A 19,382-nucleotide genomic window follows, 5' to 3' on the forward strand; every position below is an offset into this window, starting at 1 on the left:
ACCCATGGCCAAGCCTTCTTTCATCAACCTCTGGAATGCCTACCCAACCGACTCCTCGCCTTGCGACGGCGGCTGGGACAACCAGTGCGCCATTCGCATGAGCATCGCGCTCAATGGTGAACATACCATCAAGGTGAATGCCGGCACCTACAGCGAACCCCGCTGTGCCCATGGCCATGCCCGGGGTGCCGAGTCGCTGGCCAACTGGCTGTGGAAGCACCATCTCGGTGCCCCGCTGCAACTGAGTGGCAGCGCAAGCGACCGCCTCAAGCTCAGCGACAAGCGCGGCATCATCTTCTTCAAGGATTGTTTTGCCCGTGCCGGGCAGGCCTTCGACAACCGTACCGGCGATCACATCGACCTGTGGGACAGAGGCCGGGTCACGGGCTATTTCGCCGACCAGGCGCATCGTTCCAAGGCCGTCTGGTTCTGGGAGCTGAAATGAACCGTGTGTGCAAAGCCCTGCCGGCCCTGCTGGTCGCGTTCGCCCTGAATGCCTGTGCGCAGGCCCCTGCTCCGTCGTCGAGCGCGGCGCCTGAAGTCACCCTTGGCGGCAAACAGCTGGCGCTGGTAAACCACCACGGCCGCTGCGCGCTGCGCCAGGCCGATGCTTCGCTGCTGCAGCTGGACATGCCCTGGCCGTGCCAGCTCAGCCCCGAGCGCGCGGGCGGCAAGCCTCGCGTGGAGCAGTTCAATGGTGCGCAGATCATCATTGTCAGCCATGTGCAGCCAGACCCGTCGCAGCCCGGCCGTTGCGCTAGCCAGTACCAGGCCGTGCGCCAGCTGGGCGAGCGCCTGGAGCCATCCATCGTGGCCCATGGCGGCAGCTGTGCGAACGGCCCTGTAGACCAGAAGAACTTCGTGGGGCTGTTCGAGTGGTAGCCGATATTGCCGCCCGCGACCGTCTGCAGCCCTCGCTGCTGGACCGTCTGACCGACGACGACCCGGGCAACCCGCAGGAAGCCCCGGACAAGCGCGTGCTCAGCCTGCACCAGCTCAAGGCCTCGGTACTGCGCGACCTTGCCTGGTTGCTCAACACCACCTCGCTGCTGGACAGCGCCGCCACCCTGGGCACCCCGGCCGGTGCGTCGGTGATCAACTACGGCCTGCCGGCCCTGGCCGGCAACAGCGCCTCGAACATCGACCTGGCCGCCCTGGAGCGCATCATCCACCAGGCCATCGCCACCTACGAGCCACGTATTCTCGCCCACACCCTCAAGGTGCGTGCCCAGGCCGCCCCCGGCGAGATGAATGCCAACGCCCTGAGTTTCGAGATCGAGGGCGACCTGTGGGCCCAGCCGGCGGCCTTGCCGTTGCTGCTGCAGACCGAGGTGGACCTGGAGTCCGGCCACGTACGCGTGGCCCCGGCCGAACGCCGGAGGCGTGCATGAACCCGCGCCTGCTCGAGCTGTACAACCAGGAATTGCAGCACATCCGCGAAAGTGCCGCGGAGTTCGCCAGGGAATACCCGAAGATCGCCGGGCGCCTGACGCTGTCCGGGATCGAGTGTGCCGACCCTTACGTCGAGCGCCTGCTCGAAGGCTTCGCCTACCTTACCGCGCGGGTGCAGTTGAAGCTGGACGCCGAGTACCCGACCTTCACCCACAACCTGCTGGAGATCGCCTACCCGCACTACCTGGCGCCGACCCCGTCGATGACCGTGGTGCAACTGCAGACCGACCCCGACGAGGGCTCCCTGGCCGCCGGTTTCCGCCTGCCGCGGGACAGCGTGCTGCGCGCCAACCTGGGACGCAACTCGCAAACCCCGTGCGAGTTCCGCAGCACCCAGGACGTTACCCTGTGGCCCTTGCAGGTGGCCCGCGCCGAGTACTTCGGCAACCCCGGCGCGGTGCTCGGGCGCCTGGCCGGCAGCGTGCCACAGGCCCGCGCCGGCCTGCGCCTGACCCTGCGCAGTGGCGCCGAGGTGCCGTTCTGCAGCTTGCCGCTCAGCCATTTGCCGCTGTACCTCAACGGCGCCGACGAGACGCCGTTCCGCCTCTACGAGCAACTGCTGGGCAGCGCCTGCGCGGTGTTCGTGCGCCAACCAGGCGCCGACTGGGTAGAACGCATTCCAGTCGAACAGGCGCTGCGCCCGTGTGGCTTCGACGACCGTGAAGCAGCGTTGCCGGTGGTGCCCCAGGCCTTCCAGGGCTACCGCCTGCTGCAGGAATACTTCGCCCTGCCGCAGCGTTTTCTGTTCGTCGATTTCGCCGGGTTGGAGCGAGCGGTCCAGCGCTGCACCGGGCAGACCCTGGAAGTGCTGGTGTTGTTCGAGCGTTTCGAGCAGAGCCTGGAGAGCAGCGTCGGTGCCGACCAGTTCGTGCCGTTCTGCACCCCGGCGATCAACCTGTTCCCGCGGCGGGTCGACCGCCTGCACCTGACCGACCGGGTGCACGAACACCACGTGATCGCCGACCGTACCCGGCCCACCGATTTCGAGATCCATTCGCTGCAACGCGTTACCGGCCACGGCACCGGCCCGGACCAGGAATTCCTGCCGTTCTACGCCGTGCGCGACCCGTCGCGCTATGGCCGCGACCAGGCCTACTACATCGTGCGCCGCGAGCCGCGCGTGTTGTCCAGCGACCAGCGCCGCAACGGTACGCGCTCCAGCTACATGGGCAGCGAGACGTTCATCAGCCTGGTCGACGGCCAGCAGGCGCCCTACCGCCACGACCTGCGCCAGCTGGGTATCAGCGCCCTGTGCAGCAACCGCGACCTGCCCCTGTTCATGAACGTTGGCGACGGGCGCAGCGACTTCAGCCTGGCCGACAGCGCACCGGTCGCCGGTGTGCGTTGCCTGGCCGGCCCCAGCCGGCCCAAGGCCAGCCATGCCCATGACAACCGTGCCTGGCGCCTGATCAGCCAGCTGTCGCTGAACTACCTGTCGCTGGCCGAGCACGGCCAGGGCGCCGCCGCCCTGCGCGAATTGCTGCGCCTGTATGGCGACCCGCAGGACAGCGCGCTGAACCTGCAGATCGACGGCCTGCGCGAGGTCAGCAGCAAACCCTGCACGCGACGCCTGCCGATGCCCGGGCCGATCGTTTTCGGGCGGGGCCTGGAGATCACCCTGACCTTCGACGAAAACGCCTTCCGCGGCACCGGCGTGTTCCTGCTCGGCGCGGTGTTCGAACGGTTCCTGACCCGCTATGTGTCGATCAACAGCTTCACCGAAACGGTACTGCGCACCAGTGAACGTGGCGAGATCATGCGCTGGGCGGCCAAACCGGGGCGCAGGCCGACCTTATGAATACCTTGCAGGCCATGCAGGACGAGCCCTGGGCGTACGACTTCTTCCAGGCGCTGCGCCGCCTCGAGGCGCAGTACCCCGAGCTGCCACGCTTCGGCCATTCGCTGCGCCTGGCCGACGAGCCGGTGCGCCTGGGCCAGCGCCTGGACTGCGGGTTCGCCCCGGCGACCCTGGCCGCGGTCAGCGCCGACGGCGAGCAGCCGGCGCGCCTGGAGCAGTTCTTCTTCGGCCTCGGTGGCCCCAACGGGCCGTTGCCGCTGCACCTCACCGAATACATGCGCGAGCGCCAGCGCAACCATGCCGACGCCACCAGCAAGGCGTTCCTCGATGTTTTCCATCACCGCCTGCTGAGCCTGTTCTACCGCGCCTGGGCCGAAGCGCGCCCGACGGTCAGCCACGATCGCCCGGGCGACGACTACTGGGCCGCGCGCCTGGCCGCGCTCAGTGGCCGTGGCCAGCCGGAACTGCAGGGCCAGGGCGCGCTGGCCGACACCGCCAAACTGCACTGGTCCGGCCACCTGAGCGCGCAAACCCGCTACCCGGACGGCCTGTGCAGCATCCTCGCCGGCTATTTCGGCGTGCCGGTGCGCCTGGAAGAATACGTCGGCCAGTGGCTTGAACTGCCCGAACGCAGCCAGCTCGGCGTGCGCGCCAACCGCCTGGGCGTGGACCTGTGCCTGGGCCGCTACGTCTGGGACCGCCAGCACAAGTTCCGGCTGTGCCTCGGCCCGCTCAGCCTCGACCAGTACCACGCCCTGCTGCCTGGCGGGCAGGCCTTCGTCGAGCTGGCGGCATGGGTCGCCGAATACCTGGGCCAGGAACTGGACTGGGATCTCAACCTGATCCTCGCGCAGGACCAGGTACCTGCGCTGCAACTCAATGCCGGCCAACGCCTGGGTTTCGATACCTGGCTCGGCCACCCTCCGCACGATGCACGCGACCTGAAGCTGGCCCGCTACTATGCCGACCAGCCGGCCGCCGCCCACCACACAAGGAACCAGGACCATGGGTGAAATCAGCCGCGCCGCGCTGTTCGGCAAACTCAACAGCATTGCCTACAAGGCCATCGAGGCCGCCACGGTGTTCTGCAAGCTGCGGGGCAACCCCTATGTCGAACTGGTGCACTGGTTGCACCAGTTGCTGCAACTGCAGGACAGCGACCTGCACCGTATCGTGCGCCAGTTCGATGTCGAGCCGGCGCGCCTGGCGCGCGACCTGACCGACGCCCTGGACCGGCTGCCACGCGGTTCGACCTCGATCACCGACCTGTCCTCGCAGGTTGAAGAGGCGGTCGAACGCGGCTGGGTATACGGCAGCCTGATGTTCGGTGAAAGCCAGGTGCGCAGCGGCTACCTGCTGGTCGGCATCCTCAAGACTCCGAGCCTGCGCCATGCCTTGCTGGGGCTGTCGAGCGAGTTCGCAAAGCTCAAGGTCGAGGCGTTGAGCGAACGCTTCAGCGAATACGTCGGCGACTCGCCGGAAAACCATCTGGGCGCCACCGACGGCTTCAGTGCTGCACAGCCTGGCGAAGCCAGCGGCGCCGTGGCGCCGGCAGCGATGGGCAAGCAGGAAGCGCTCAAGCGCTTTACCGTCGACCTGACCGAACAGGCCCGCAGCGGCAAGCTCGACCCGATCGTCGGCCGCGACGAGGAGATCCGCCAACTGGTCGATATCCTCATGCGCCGCCGGCAGAACAACCCGATCCTCACCGGTGAGGCCGGTGTCGGCAAGACCGCCGTGGTCGAAGGCTTCGCCTTGCGCATCGTTGCTGGCGACGTGCCGCCGGCGCTCAAGGATGTCGAGCTGCGCAGCCTGGACGTCGGCCTGCTGCAGGCCGGTGCCAGCATGAAAGGCGAGTTCGAACAGCGCCTGCGCCAGGTGATCGAGGATGTGCAGGCCTCGCCCAAGCCGATCATCCTGTTCATCGATGAAGCCCATACCCTGGTCGGTGCCGGCGGCGCCGCCGGCACCGGCGATGCGGCCAACCTGCTCAAGCCGGCACTCGCCCGTGGCAGCCTGCGCACGGTGGCGGCAACCACCTGGGCCGAGTACAAGAAGCACATCGAGAAAGACCCGGCCCTGACCCGCCGCTTCCAGGTGGTGCAGGTGGACGAGCCGAGCGAAGCCAAGGCCCTGCTGATGATGCGTGGGGTGGCCTCGACCATGGAGCAGCACCATCAGGTGCAGATCCTCGACGAAGCCCTCGAGGCCGCGGTCAAGCTGTCGCACCGTTACATCCCGGCGCGCCAGCTGCCGGACAAGTCGGTGAGCCTGCTCGATACCGCCTGCGCACGCGTGGCCATCAGCCTGCACGCGGTGCCGGCCGAGGTCGACGACAGCCGCCGCCGCATCGAGGCGCTGGAGGTCGAGCAGGCGATCATCGCCCGTGAAGCCGCCATTGGCGTGCCCACCGGGCAGCGCCAGGCCCAGGCCGACAGCCTGCTGGCCGAGGAGCGCCAACGCCTGGCCGCCCTGGAAAGCCGCTGGGCCGAGGAAAAGGCCCTAGTCGACCAACTGCTGGCCACCCGCGCCCAACTGCGCGAGCAAGCCGGGGTGGTCGACCAGGACGCTGCGCTGCCAGGTAACCCTGAGCTGCGCGAAACGCTGGCCGACCTGCAGCAACGCCTGAGCGCCCTGCAAGGCGAGAGCCCGCTGATCCTGCCGACCGTGGACTACCAGGCCGTCGCCTCGGTGGTGGCCGACTGGACCGGGATTCCGGTGGGGCGCATGGCGCGCAACGAGATCGAGACCGTGCTCAACCTCGACAGCCTGCTGGCCAAGCGCATCATCGGCCAGGACCATGCGCTGAGCATGATCGCCAAGCGCATCCAGACCTCCCGTGCCGGCCTCGACAACCCGAACAAACCGATTGGCGTGTTCATGCTCGCCGGTACCTCCGGGGTGGGCAAGACCGAAACCGCGCTGGCCCTGGCCGAGGCGTTGTACGGCGGTGAGCAGAACCTGATCACCATCAACATGAGCGAGTTCCAGGAGGCGCACACCGTCTCGACCCTCAAGGGCGCCCCGCCCGGCTACGTCGGTTACGGCGAAGGCGGCGTGCTGACCGAGGCCGTGCGCCGCCGGCCATACAGCGTGGTGCTGCTGGACGAGGTGGAAAAGGCCCACCCGGACGTGCACGAGATCTTCTTCCAGGTGTTCGACAAGGGTGTGATGGAGGATGGCGAAGGCCGTCAGATCGACTTCCGCAATACCCTGATCCTGCTCACCACCAACGCCGGCACCGAGCTGATCGCGCGCACCTGCAGCGACCCGCAGGCCCTGCCCGACCCGGAGGCGGTGGCCAGCCAACTGCGCAAGCCGCTGCTGGACATCTTCCCGCCGGCGCTGCTCGGGCGCCTGGTGACCATCCCCTACTACCCGCTCAGCGACGCCATGCTCAAGGCCATCACCCGCCTGCAGCTGGAGCGCATCCGCAAGCGCGTGGAAGGCGCGCACAAGGTCGGCTTTGCCTACGACGACGAGGTGGTGGAGCTGATCGTCTCGCGCTGTACCGAAACCGAAAGCGGTGGCCGCATGATCGACGCCATCCTCACCAACGGCCTGCTGCCGGACATGAGCCGCGAGTTCCTCACCCGCATGCTCGAAGGCAAGCCGCTGGCCAGTGTGCGCATCAGCCGCCGCGACAATGACTTGCACTATGACTTCGGCGCAGCCGACTGACAGGACCGACCATGCTGTTCACGCAGTTCACGCGCCTGGCGCAGATCAACAGCCCGTTGGGGCCGGACAAGCTGATCCTGGCCGAAATGGGCGGCAGCGACGAGCTCGGCCGCCTGTTCGACTATGAGCTGCAGCTGACCAGCGACGACCCGGCCATCGACCTCAATGCCCTGCTGGGCAAGCCGATGAGCCTGAGCGTGCAGCTGAGCCTCGGCACCTCACGCTACTTCCACGGCATCGTCGCCCGCTGCAGCCAGTCGGTGGACCAGGGCCAGTTCGCCAGCTACCGGGTGACCCTGCGGCCGTGGCTGTGGCTGCTGACCCGCACCAGCGACTGCCGCATCTTCCAGCACCTGAGCGCGCCGCAGATCATCAAGCAGGTGTTCCGCGACCTGGGCTTTTCCGACTTCGAGGATGCCCTCAGCCGTAGCTACCGCGAACGCGAATACTGCGTGCAGTACCGCGAGACCAGCTTCGACTTCGTCAGCCGGCTGATGGAAGAGGAAGGCATCTACTACTTCTTCCGCCATGAAGCGCAGCGCCACGTGCTGGTGCTGGCCGATGCCTACGGCGCGCACCCGCAGATGCCTGGCTACGAAAGCGTGCCCTACTACCCGCCAGACGGGCAGCACCGCGAGCGTGACCACATCAACGACTGGCACCTGGCCCAGGAAGTGCAGCCAGGGTCGCTGGAGCTCAACGACTATGACTTCCAGCGCCCCAGCGCGCGCATCGACGTGCGCTCGGCCATGCCGCGCCCGCACCAGGCCGGTGACTACCCGTTGTACGACTACCCCGGCGCCTACCAGCAAAGCCAGGACGGCGAGCACTACGCGCGCACGCGCCTGGAGTCGCTGCAGAGCCTGCACGAGCGGGTCGAGCTGCGCGGCAATGCCCGCGGCCTGGGCAGCGGCCACCTGTTCAGCCTCAGCGGTTTCACCCGCCAGGACCAGAACCGCGAATACCTGATCGTCGGCGCACGCTACTACGTGCATCAGGAGCGCCTGGAAAGCGGCACCGGCAGCGGCGCCGCGCAGTTCGAGAGCAACCTCAGCTGCATCGACGCCCAGCAGAGTTTCCGCCCGCAGGGCAGCACCGTGCGGCCGATCGTCAAGGGCCCGCAGACCGCCGTGGTGGTCGGCCCCGCTGGCGAGGAGATCTGGACCGACCAGTATGGCCGGGTGAAGGTGCACTTCCACTGGGACCGCCACGACCAGTCCAACGAGAACAGCTCGTGCTGGATCCGCGTATCGCAGGCCTGGGCGGGCAAGAACTGGGGCTCGATGCAGATCCCGCGGATTGGCCAGGAGGTGATCGTCAGCTTCCTCGAAGGCGACCCCGACCGGCCGATCATCACTGGCCGCGTGTACAACGCCGAACAGAGCGTGCCCTACGACCTGCCCGCCAATGCCACGCAAAGCGGCATGAAGAGCCGTTCGAGCAAGGGCGGCAGCCCGGCCAACTTCAATGAAATCCGCATGGAAGACAAGAAAGGCGCCGAGCAGTTGTACATCCATGCCGAGCGCAACCTGGACACCGTGGTCGAGCAGTGCGAGACGCTGGCGGTCGGCATCAACCGCACCCAGACGGTGGGCATGCTGGAAACCATCACCATCGGCCAGGACCGCATCCGTGCCGTGCGCCGCGACGACATGTTGCTGGTCGGCGCCAGCAAGACCGACAGCGTCAGCACCAGCTACCTGATCGAGGTCGGGGAAAACCTGCGGCTGGTCTGTGGCAAGAGCGTGATCGAGCTCAACGCCAGCGGCCAGATCAACATCAGCTGCGAGCAGTTCAGCTTCCATGCCAAGCAGAACGGCGAGATCAATACCGACGGCACCCTCGACCTGAACGTCGGCAGCGGTGCGCAGACCGCACCCGACAACCAGGGTGTGAAAAAGACCATCGACGACTCGGTGAAGGCGATCTTCTCCGGCTCCGACCAGTAACGAGACCTGTCATGAGTTATCGCGTCAACGAATTCCGCCTGGCCCTGCCCGATGCCGCCGTGCAGGACAGCAGCATCAACATCCTGCGCTTCGAGGCCCTGGCCACCTCGCTGATCATCAGCCGCAGCCTGCTGGCCGAGGGCGAGACCCTGCAGAGCAATTTCGACGGCCAGTTGCAGCGCCTGCAGCAACAGGTCAAGGACCTGCGCATGCAGCCCGCCCAGGCCGTGCAGGTGGGTGCCGACCAGGCGATCGCCGCCATCGAGCTGAGCAGCCAGTTCAGCAAGGGCCAGGAAAAGGTCCACCAGTACCAGCTGGCCCTGGTGCTGCCCGGCACGCGCAAGATGTTTGCCCTGAGCTACGTCAAGGCCAGCCCGCTGGGCGCGGCCGAAGCAGCGCACTGGGCAGCCATCAAGCAGTCGCTCGACTTCGACAACCTGGGCTGAGCCTGAGCCATGTCCGACGCTTTGTGGGCCGCCCGCGAAGGCGACGCGCTGATGCACACCTCGATATTGGCCGACATTGTCGGGGGGGTGCTGGAAATCGCCGCCACCGTGGCCATCGGCGCCCTGGCCACCGCCGCCGTGGCAGCGGCATTCGGCCTGACTGTGGCCACCGGCGGCCTGGGCTGCTTCGTGCTGGGCGCGGTGGTCGGCCTGGTGGTCGGCGTGGTCATGGCCAAGACCGGTGCCGATACGGGCTTGAGCCGATTATGCGAGGGCATCGGCAACTTCCTGTTCCCGCCGTCGGTGCAGGCCACCATCATCAGTGGCTCGTCGGACACCCGCACCAACGGCAAGCGCGCGGCGCGCGCTGCCGGCGTCGTCACTGGCCCGCCGGCAGCGCTGGAGCAAGCCGGCGCGGAAGGCGCCGAGGCCCAGGAGGAAAGCTTCCTGGACATGGCCAAGGGCTTCTTCTCGCAGATGTGGCGGCCGACCGTGGCCACGCCCGCCGCCAATACCTTGCCGGTACCGGACGACAAGGTCCTGTGCAGCAAGCACCCACCGATGCCACCGCAGTACCTGGCCGAGGGTTCCAGCAAGGTGCTGATCAACGGCCACCCAGCCTGCCGCAGCGGTGACCGCAGCACCTGCGAAGCGGTGATCGTCGATGGCGGCCTGGTGTCGAACAACGTGCGCATCGGCGGCGAGCCGATCGTGGTGCGCGAGATTCGCAGCGGCAAGACGCCCGGCATCGGCCTGGCGGTGACCGCATTGATGCTGCTGCGCGGGCGTGGCGGCAAGTTCTACAGCAAGTTCGGCTGCATGTTGGTGGGTGGCGTGAGCAGCGTGGTTACCGGCCAGGTGACCAGCGCCCTAACCCAGGCCATGGCCGGTTCGCCCAACCCGGTACATGCAGCTACCGGCGGCAAGGTCCTGTGTGGCGAGGAAGACCTCGACTTCACCGTGCAAGCCACCCTGCCGATTGCCTGGCAACGCTTCTACAACAGCCACGACGAACGTGTCGATGGCCTGTTCGGCGCGGGTTGGAGCCTGCCCTATGAAGTTTCGGTGCAGGTCGAAACAGGCGACCGCCTGGTGTTGGTCGACGAGCAGGCGCGCCGGGTCGATATGGGCATCATTACCCTGGGCGATGCGGTGTTCAGCGTCGGTGAAGGGCTGAGCGTACGCCGGGCGCACAACGGCGAACTGCTGACTGAAAGCCGCGAAGGCGAGTATCGGCTGTTCCAGCCAACCCCGGGGCGGCCCGATCGACTGCGCCTGAGCCAGATCGGCGATCGCAATGACAACCGGATCTACCTGGACTACGACCAGCAGGGCCGCCTCTGCCAGTTGCGCGACACCTTCGACCAGGTGCGTGTCAGCCTCGGCTACAGCGAGCAATGGCCACAGCGGGTGAGCCACATCGACTTCCACGCGGCGAGCGGCGAATCGCAACGGCTGGCCAGCTATGGCTACGACGCCAACGGTGACCTCGCTCACGTACAGGATGGCGCAGGCCAGCCGCTGCGCAGCTTCGCCTACGACGCTGCCCGACGCATGATCGAACACCGTACTGGCGGCGGCCTGTGTTGCTACTACGAGTGGGCGCAGCATGAGGACGGCTGGCGGGTGGCGCGGCACTGGACCAACGGCGGCGACAGCTACGCCTTCGAATACGATGTCGCCGCCGGCATTACCCGGGTGACCGACAGCCTTGGCCGCGTTGCCGTGCGCCACTGGAACCAGCAGTACCAGATCACCGCCTATACCGATGCCCTTGAGCGCACCTGGCGCTTCGAATGGAATGACGAGCGCCAGCTGCTCGCGGCCAGCGACCCCATGGATGGCCGCTGGCAGTTCTTCTACGATGAGTCGGGCAACCTTGCCGAGACCGTCGACCCGCTGGGGCGTAGCGAGTCGACCGAATGGCTCGAACACTGGTCGCTGCCGCGCAGCCAGACGGACCAGGCAGGGCAGCGCTGGACCTTCGCCTATGACCAACGGGGCAACTGCACGCGCCAGACCGACCCGTTGGGCCAGCACACCCGCTATCGCCATGACAGCCAGGGCAACCCTGTCGAAATCATCGATGCCAACGGTTCCAGCCGCCACCTGCGCTGGAACGAACGGGGCCTGCTGGTCGAACAGCGGGACTGCTCCGGCTACCTGACCCGCCTCGCCTACGACCCCTTGGGCCATCTGCAATCGATTACCGACGCCCAGGGCGAGCGCACCGACTACCGGCATGACGACAAAGGCCGCTTGCGCAGCGTGACCTTGCCCGATGGCCGCAGCGAAACATTCGCCCTCGATGCCAGCGGCCTATTGGCCCAGCACATCGACACGGCAGGTCACGTTACCCAATACCGGCGTAACCGCCGTGGCCAGTTGCAGCTGCGCATCGATGCGCTCGGTCGACAAGTCCGCTACCACCATGACGACTATGGGCGCCTGCTTGCGCTGTACAACGAAAATGGCGAGGCCTACGGTTTCGAATGGGATGCAGGCGACCGGCTGATCGCCGAGCGTGATCTGGACGGTGGCCTGCGGCGCTACCAGTACGACCCGCTGGACAATCTTGTCCAGGTCACCTTCCTGCCTGCGCCGGGCAGCGACGAGGCACCCATCATTCACCGCATGGCCTATGACGCAGGCGGCCGCCTGCTGACCCGCCATACCGATGAGGGACGCACCGACTACTGCAACGACCCACTGGACAACGTGGTTGCGATCCGTCGTACCACTGTGGATGGCCAGGTCGAGGAACTGGGCTTCGCCTTCGATGCGCTGGGCCAGTTGCTCGAGGAACACAGCGCGCAGGGCAGCGTGCAGTACCAGTATGACCCGCTCGGCAATGTCACCCGCACGCGAGTACCCGACGGCCGCTGGATCAACCGCCTGTACTACGGCAGCGGGCACCTGCACCAGATCAACCTCGATGGCCAGGCGGTGTGCGATTTCGAGCGTGACCGCGTCCACCGGGAGACGCTGCGCCTGCAGGGCAACCTGGCGATTCAACGCCAGTACGACCGTAGCGGACGCCTGCGCACCCTGCTCCGTCGCCCGGCAACGCAGCCCAGCCGGCTGCCGGCGCCAGACCAGCAGCGGTACCAGTTCGACGCCGCCGACCAACTGGCCGTACGCGAGGTGCAGCACCCCGGGAACGGGTATCTGCAGGTCTATCAGCATGATGGCTGCGGCCATGTCCTGGGCCGTCAGGACAGCCCCGCCGGCCAGCGCGAAGCGTTCCGCTACGACCCGGCCGGGAACCTGCTTGACCCGCTGGCGGCAGGCGCCGGGCTGGTCCGACACAACCGCGTGCTCACCTTCGAGGACAAGCGCTATCGCTACGATGGCTTCGGCCGCCTGGTGGAAAAACGCAGCCGCCGACGCGGTACCCAGCATTTTCGCTACGACGCCGAGCACCGGCTGGTCCAGGTGCGCAACCTGCAACCTGGGCGGGAACGCATCATCGACATGCGCTACGACCCGATGGGCCGGCGCACCGAGAAGATCGAATCGACGCTCGACGGCCAAGTGGTTGGCCGCACCCGCTTCAGCTGGAGTGGCCTGCGCCTGCTCGGCGAGCAGCACAATGGCCGGCAGGCGTTGTACCTGTACGAAGACGATGGCCATGAACCGCTGGCCCGGGTGGATGGCCAGGGTGCTCATCAGCAGGTGCTGCATTACCACAATGACATCAATGGCCTGCCGGAACAGTTGACCGATGACACCGGCGAGGTCGTGTGGTCGGCGCGCTACCTGAGCTGGGGTGCAAGCTGGGATGAACAGCGGGCCAGCCGTCTGCCGGAAGATCAGAACCTGCGCTTCCAGGGCCAGTACCTGGACCGCGAAACCGGCCTGCACTACAACCTGTTCCGCTTCTACGACCCGGAGATAGGCCGCTTTACCCAGCCAGACCCAATCGGTTTGGCCGGTGGTTTGAACCTTTACGAGTATGCACCGAACCCATTCACGTGGATTGACCCATGGGGGCTGCTCAAGGAAGGCGAAACCGCAGGTTATGGTGCCAAGGCGCACCGTGGCGATGGCCTTGAAGCCCATGAAATTCTGCGTAACAAGTTCTTGCAGGATGCCGGCCTGGCACCGAAAAGACGCCGGATGCGCGGCAACCCTTCGATTGCCCTGACGCCCAAGCATCATGACCAGGTGCATGCCGCAGAGAACCGGTTGCGCAAGGCAATGGGCCTCAAGCCTAACCAGATGCTCAAAAGCGGCAAGCTTGAGATCCGCCTGATGTCCAAGGCCATCTACCAATCGCTGGTGACTCAGGGAGATGTCACAATCCAACAACTCAGAACGGCCCGGCGCTACGCCAAGTCGTTCGCCAAAAGCAAAGGGTGTTACTAGCCATGAAGAAAATCGTGTTGTCCCAACAAGACCGCGGCTTCGGCCAGATCGGTGGTGCGCCTTTGCTCAAGGACCCTTCCTTGTGGCCGGCCAACCCGCAAACCGGTGGGTTGATGACGCCCATCCTGACCCTGACCGAACAGTTCCAACCGGCCCGGTTCGTCCCGCCAGGCATGGCTATCACGGTTTTCCTCGCCGTCGAGCAACAGCAGGACGGTGGCTTCAGCCGCCCGCTCCAGCGTCGCTATACAGTCAATCAGCAGTCGGAACTGCAGAACGTCATCAACGCCGGCTTTGCCCGGGTCATCCTGCATGAGCTCGCCAGCCAGCCACTGGAGCCCAGCAATCCCCCCTTGCTGCTGGAACGAGCGTTCATCGACTTTGAAGAAATGACTGACGAGGAGCATGACGAAGAGCATGAGGACGAGGACAGCGGGATCGGCCTGAGCAAACCCAGCGGCCGCCCCTGCTGGCTACAGGACCCGATCTACGAACCACCGCGCTACATGTTCATGATGCAACTGGTGGACGCCGACGTGGCCGAAGCCAGCCCGCAGCATGCTGGGCTGTTCGGCGAAGGCATCGGTTATCTGTTCGTAGACATGCAGGCGCGCCGTGGCAAGGAAGGCGACGACGCCGGTTTCTTCTTCATTCAGTTCACCTGAATGGGCTGCCGACTCCAGACGACCGTCCATAAGCAGCAAGGGCCGAGAAGATTCACGTGAACATCTACCATTTCGACAACTCGCCGTCTCCTTGGGGAGACTGGGGCGCGGTACTGCTCCAGGGCATGATCGCCTGGGATGAACATACCGATGTGGACAGCATCAGGCGCGCCGGGCCGTACACGCCGCCTGCGTATATCCGCTCGGGTTCGCTGGTGCTCACCCAGCCGGTCAAGGAAGCCCTGGAACGAAGCGGCCTGAAAGGCATCAGTCGGTATGAGCACCTGGAAAAAACCCACATCGTGCAGCTTGACTGGCTGCACTGGGATACCCGCAAGCCCATCACCGATTACCTCGAGCTGGAAGGTGGGCCGACCTCGATCATCGACTGCCTGCCGCATGACCCTGCGCTTGCCGCACGCATGCCGGCGTATTGGCAGGCATTCGTCGTAGGCAAGCTCAACCTGCTCAAGGACCCACGGCACGAACCTGCCGACCTCGGCCAGTATCTCCAGGTGCTCAAGGCCGACGAAAAAGCCGATTTCTTCAAAGGGGATGTCTATCGCGGGTACTTCCTCAGTGAAAGAGCCAAAGCGTGGCTGGAACAGCAATGTCCTGGTTGCTTTACATTCACCCTGCTGCACTACGCGGAGCGTTGACAGCCCCGCTGCCGCTTGCTAATAATCGCCCACAGTTGTACGACAACACATAACAAAAACAACAATCCGTGGACGAACCCATGTCGGCACTCACCCCGCTGCATCCCCGCCTGTTGCACCCTCCTCTTTCCCCAGCCAGCGGGCTTACGCCGCTGAGCAGCTAGCGCTCGGTTACCGCACATCCACCCAGGCCCTCACCGGCCCTTCACCTACCCGCCCCGCCGCAGGCCGCCTGCGCGTGCCCGGTGGTCGGGTTGCCACACCCTTAGGGAGCACAACAATAATGAAAATCTGCCAAACCCTGCCCTTCGCCCTGCTGGGTGCCGGGGCCATCGCCAGCCTGCCGGGCACCAGCTTCGCCGCCGGTTTTGTCGACGATGCCAAGGCCACGCTGGGGCTGCGCAACTTCTACATCAACCGCAACTTCACCAACCCTGGCAACCCACAGGGCAAAGCCGAAGAATGGACGCAGAGCTTCATCCTCGATGCCCGCTCGGGGTTCACCGAATGGCCGGTCGGGTTCGGTGTGGATGTGCTGGGGCTGTGGTCGGTCAAGCTCGACGGTGGCGGTGGCACCTACGGTACGGCGTTGCTGCCGCGCCATGATGATGGCAAGCCGGCGGATGACTATGGCCGCCTGGCGGTGGCGGGCAAGCTGCGGATCTCGAAGACCGAACTGAAGGTAGGCGAATGGATGCCGGTGCTGCCGATACTGCGCTCGGATGACGGGCGCTCGTTGCCGCAGACCTTCCGTGGCGGGCAGGTGACCTCCAACGAGATCGCCGGGCTGACCCTGTACGGCGGGCAATTTCGCGGCAACAGCCCACGCAACGACGCCAGCATGGACGACATGAGCTACGGCGGTGGCGTGTCGGACCGCTTCAACTTTGCCGGCGGCGAGTACAAGTTCAACCAGGACCGTACCCTGGTGGGGTTGTGGAACGCGGTACTCAAGGACGTCTACCAGCAGCAGTACCTGCAACTGAGCCATAGCCAGCCGCTTGGCGCCTGGACCCTGGGCGCCAACCTGGGCTACTTCCATGGCGACGAGGACGGTTCCGAACGCGCGGGCGAACTGGACAACAAGACCTGGTCCGGCATGTTCTCGGCCAAGTACGCCGGCAACACCTTCTGGGTCGGGCTGCAGAAGGTCGACGGCGATGCCTGGATGCGCGTAAACGGCACCAGTGGCGGGACCCTGGCCAACGACAGCTACAACTCCAGCTTCGACAATGCCAATGAGCGTTCATGGCAGGTACGCCATGATTTCAACTTCGTCACCGTGGGGGTGCCGGGGTTGACCTTGATGAACCGCTATATCAGCGGGCGCGATGTTCACAGCGGGGGCGTGACCGACGGCAAGGAGTGGGTGCGCGAGACCGAGCTGGCGTATGTGATCCAGAGCGGGCCGTTCAAGGATTTGAGCGTGAAATGGCGGAACTCGTCGATTCGCCGGGATTACAGCAACAACGAGTTCGATGAGAACCGCTTGATCTTCAACTACCCGTTGTCGTTGCTGTGATGTGATTGACAACCATCACAAGCAACCACAATAATCGGCACAGTCATACGACAACTTACAACAATCACAAAAAGAGCCGGCCATGACCACCACTCCCCTCAATCGCCTGCTGCTCACCGGAGCGGCAGGCGGCCTGGGCAAGGTCCTTCGCGAACGCCTGCAAGGCTACGCCGAGGTCCTGCGCCTTTCCGATATCAAGCCCATGGCACCTGCTGCGGGCCCGCATGAAGAGGTCATCGTCTGTGACCTGGCCGACAAAGCGGCAGTGCATGCCCTGGTCGAGGGCGTGGATGCCATCCTGCACTTTGGCGGCGTTTCCACCGAGCATGCGTTCGAAGACATCCTCGGCCCGAACATCTGCGGTGTGTTCCACGTGTACGAGGCAGCGCGCAAGCACGGCGTCAGGCGCATCATCTTCGCCAGCTCCAACCACACCATCGGTTTCTACCGCCAGGACCAGCGCATCGACGCTCATTCGCCGCGCCGTCCCGACAGCTACTACGGGCTGTCCAAGTGCTACGGCGAAGACCTGGCCAGTTTCTATTACGACCGCTACGGCATCGAGACAGTCAGCATCCGCATCGGCTCCTCGTTCCCGCAGCCACAGAACCCGCGCATGCTCTGCACCTGGCTGAGCTATGACGACCTGGTGCAACTGATCGAGCGCGGGCTGTTCACGCCCGATGTCGGCCACACCATCGTCTATGGCGCATCCGACAACCGCACCGTGTGGTGGGACAACCGCCATGCCGCGCACCTGGGCTACCGGCCCAAGGACAGTTCCGAAACCTTCCGCAGCGTCGTGGAAGCCCAGCCGGCACCTGCCGCCGATGACCCGAGCATGGTCTATCAGGGCGGTGCCTTCACCGCGGCAGGCCCGTTCGACTGACCCTACGCATGCCTGGAGGCAAGGCCATGAACTGCGAACTGATCGTCGACGCCCGCAATGGCACCGGCGAAAGCCCCGTATGGCACCCTGACGAACAAGCCCTGTACTGGGTCGATATTCCTGCGCGCCAGCTGCACCGCTGGCAGGCGGCTGACGGCGCGCACCAGGTCTGGCAAGGCGATGAGATGCTCGCCTGTATCGCCCGTAGCGGCGACGGCTGGGTGGCCGGCATGGAAAGCGGCATCTTTGCGCTGCGGGCGAAGGCTGACGGCAGCCTGGACAAGCGCTTGCTCGGCGGCGTGCAGCACGCCCAGGCCGGGATGCGCTTCAATGACGGCCGCTGTGACCGCCAGGGCCGCTTCTGGGCCGGCACCATGCTGCTCGACATGCAGCAAGGCGCCCATGTCGGCGCCTTGTACCGGCTTGACGGCGAAGGCCGGCTCCACCTGCAGCAGGACGGCATGATCGTGCCCAATGGCTTGGCGTTCAGCCCTGACGGCCGGCGCATGTACCTGTCCGACTCGCACCCCAACGTGCAGAAGATCTGGGTGTTCGATTACGACATCGACAGCGGCACGCCACATGGCAAACGGCTGTTCGTCGACATGCGCGGCTACCCTGGCCGCCCTGATGGTGCCGCGATCGACCAGGACGGTTGCTATTGGATCTGCGGCAATGACGGCGGCCAGATCCACCGTTTCACCCCCGACGGCCGACTCGACCGCTCCCTCGACGTACCGGTGAAAAAGCCGTCGATGTGCGCCTTTGGCGGTGCCAACCTGGACACCCTGTACGTCACCTCGATCCGCCCCACCGGCATCGACCTCAGCGACCAGCCCCTGGCTGGCGGGGTGTTTGCCCTCAGCCCTGGCACCAAGGGCCTGGAGGAGCCTGCCTACCGGGGCTGAGCCCCACGCCGCAGCCACACTTGCACGCCCGAAACCGGATAATAAAAACCACGGAGTTTCATCATGACGTTCAAACGCAAACTGCTCCTCGCGGTACTCCCTCTCGCCGTCAGCCTGCCCCTGCCCGCCTCGGCCCTGGACATCAAGTTCGCCGAGATCCACCCGGCCGGCTACCCGACCGTGGTCGCCGAGCAGAACATGGGCAACAAGCTGCAGCAGGCCAGCAATGGCGAGATCACCTTCAAGATGTTCCCCGGTGGTGTACTGGGATCGGAAAAGGAGGTCATCGAACAGGCGCAGATCGGCGCCGTGCAGATGACCCGCGTCAGCCTGGGGATCGTCGGCCCGGTGGTGCCGGACGTGAACGTGTTCAACATGCCGTTCGTGTTCCGTGACCATGAGCACATGCGCAAGGTCATCGACGGCGAGATCGGTCAGGAAATCCTCGACAAGATCACCAACTCCGATTTCAACCTGGTAGCCCTGGCCTGGATGGACGGTGGCTCGCGCAGCCTCTACACGAAGAAGCCGGTGCGCAGCCTGGAAGACCTCAAGGGCATGAAGATTCGCGTACAGGGCAACCCGTTGTTCATCGACATGATGAACGCCATGGGCGGCAACGGCATCGCCATGGACACCGGCGAGATCTTCAGTGCCCTGCAGACCGGCGTGATCGACGGTGCCGAGAACAACCCGCCGACCCTGCTCGAGCACAACCACTACCAGAACGCCAAGTACTACACCCTGACCGGCCACCTGATCCTGCCCGAGCCAGTGGTCATGTCCAAGACCACCTGGAACAAGCTCACCCCGGAGCAGCAGGCATTGGTGAAGAAGGTGGCCCGCGAGGCGCAGATGGAAGAGCGCGTGCTGTGGGACGCCAAAACCGCGGCCAGCGAAGAGAAACTCAAGGCCGCCGGTGTCGAGTTCATCAGCGTGGACAAGAAGCCGTTCTACGACGCCACCGCTTCGGTGCGCGAAAAGTACGGTGCGCAGTACGCCGAACTGATGAAACGTATCGACGCGGTCCAGTAACCACGGCCCT

General features: G+C 65.4%; 15 protein-coding genes. All 15 read left to right on the forward strand.

Annotated features, from left to right (window positions below):
* Window positions 1–4: 4 nt before the first annotated feature.
* The 15 genes from HG549_RS19560 to HG549_RS19630 all read left to right on the forward strand — a co-directional run bounded on the left by HG549_RS19560 (window position 5) and on the right by HG549_RS19630 (window position 19,372).
* On the forward strand, window positions 5–445 hold the full coding sequence (locus HG549_RS19560; RefSeq protein WP_170031693.1) for a type VI secretion system amidase effector protein Tae4: 441 nt from the start codon (window positions 5–7) through the stop codon (window positions 443–445).
* Window positions 442–882 (forward strand): hypothetical protein, encoded by a 441-nt coding sequence (locus HG549_RS19565; protein WP_170031696.1) that lies wholly within the window; start codon window positions 442–444, stop codon window positions 880–882. Before HG549_RS19560 ends, HG549_RS19565 begins: the two co-directional genes overlap by 4 nt.
* Window positions 876–1,391 (forward strand): type VI secretion system baseplate subunit TssE, encoded by a 516-nt coding sequence (tssE, locus tag HG549_RS19570; RefSeq protein WP_170031699.1) that lies wholly within the window; start codon window positions 876–878, stop codon window positions 1,389–1,391. The genes HG549_RS19565 and tssE overlap by 7 nt, the downstream gene beginning before the upstream one ends.
* Entirely contained in the window at window positions 1,388–3,250 is a 1,863-nt protein-coding gene (gene tssF / locus HG549_RS19575; protein WP_170031702.1) for a type VI secretion system baseplate subunit TssF, read from the forward strand. The genes tssE and tssF overlap by 4 nt, the downstream gene beginning before the upstream one ends.
* Window positions 3,247–4,263 (forward strand): type VI secretion system baseplate subunit TssG, encoded by a 1,017-nt coding sequence (tssG, locus tag HG549_RS19580; RefSeq protein ID WP_170031705.1) that lies wholly within the window; start codon window positions 3,247–3,249, stop codon window positions 4,261–4,263. The genes tssF and tssG overlap by 4 nt, the downstream gene beginning before the upstream one ends.
* Window positions 4,256–6,931, forward strand: a complete 2,676-nt coding sequence (gene tssH, locus HG549_RS19585; protein WP_170031708.1) for a type VI secretion system ATPase TssH — start codon at window positions 4,256–4,258, stop codon at window positions 6,929–6,931. The genes tssG and tssH overlap by 8 nt, the downstream gene beginning before the upstream one ends.
* 11 nt (window positions 6,932–6,942) lie before the next feature.
* The gene (locus tag HG549_RS19590) at window positions 6,943–8,880 is read left to right on the forward strand and encodes a type VI secretion system tip protein VgrG (RefSeq protein WP_170031711.1); all 1,938 of its coding nucleotides are present in this window, start codon (window positions 6,943–6,945) and stop codon (window positions 8,878–8,880) included.
* Between the two features lie 11 nt (window positions 8,881–8,891).
* Complete coding sequence (locus HG549_RS19595) at window positions 8,892–9,326, forward strand: DcrB-related protein (RefSeq protein WP_170031714.1); 435 nt, start codon at window positions 8,892–8,894, stop codon at window positions 9,324–9,326.
* 9 nt (window positions 9,327–9,335) lie between these two features.
* On the forward strand, window positions 9,336–13,694 hold the full coding sequence (locus tag HG549_RS19600; RefSeq protein ID WP_170031717.1) for an RHS repeat-associated core domain-containing protein: 4,359 nt from the start codon (window positions 9,336–9,338) through the stop codon (window positions 13,692–13,694).
* Between the two features lie 2 nt (window positions 13,695–13,696).
* A complete protein-coding gene (locus HG549_RS19605) occupies window positions 13,697–14,359 on the forward strand; it encodes a hypothetical protein (RefSeq protein ID WP_170031720.1) in 663 nt (220 codons plus the stop codon).
* A gap of 56 nt (window positions 14,360–14,415) precedes the next feature.
* Window positions 14,416–15,018 carry a hypothetical protein gene (locus tag HG549_RS19610; protein WP_170031723.1) on the forward strand — a complete coding sequence of 201 codons (603 nt, stop codon included), beginning with the start codon at window positions 14,416–14,418 and terminating at the stop codon, window positions 15,016–15,018.
* 283 nt (window positions 15,019–15,301) lie between these two features.
* Window positions 15,302–16,540: an OprD family porin gene (locus HG549_RS19615; protein WP_170031726.1), complete on the forward strand. Its 1,239-nt coding sequence runs from the start codon at window positions 15,302–15,304 to the stop codon at window positions 16,538–16,540.
* 82 nt (window positions 16,541–16,622) lie between these two features.
* The gene (locus HG549_RS19620; protein ID WP_170031729.1) at window positions 16,623–17,429 is read left to right on the forward strand and encodes an NAD(P)-dependent oxidoreductase; all 807 of its coding nucleotides are present in this window, start codon (window positions 16,623–16,625) and stop codon (window positions 17,427–17,429) included.
* A 26-nt stretch (window positions 17,430–17,455) separates the two neighbouring features.
* Window positions 17,456–18,337, forward strand: coding sequence for an SMP-30/gluconolactonase/LRE family protein (locus HG549_RS19625; RefSeq protein ID WP_170031732.1), 882 nt, complete (start codon window positions 17,456–17,458; stop codon window positions 18,335–18,337).
* Between the two features lie 63 nt (window positions 18,338–18,400).
* Window positions 18,401–19,372 carry a TRAP transporter substrate-binding protein gene (locus HG549_RS19630; RefSeq protein WP_170031735.1) on the forward strand — a complete coding sequence of 324 codons (972 nt, stop codon included), beginning with the start codon at window positions 18,401–18,403 and terminating at the stop codon, window positions 19,370–19,372.
* The last annotated feature ends 10 nt before the right edge of the window (window positions 19,373–19,382 follow it).

Origin of the sequence: Pseudomonas sp. SK, assembly GCF_012975065.1 — a bacterium.
Classification (GTDB): domain Bacteria; phylum Pseudomonadota; class Gammaproteobacteria; order Pseudomonadales; family Pseudomonadaceae; genus Aquipseudomonas; species Aquipseudomonas anuradhapurensis.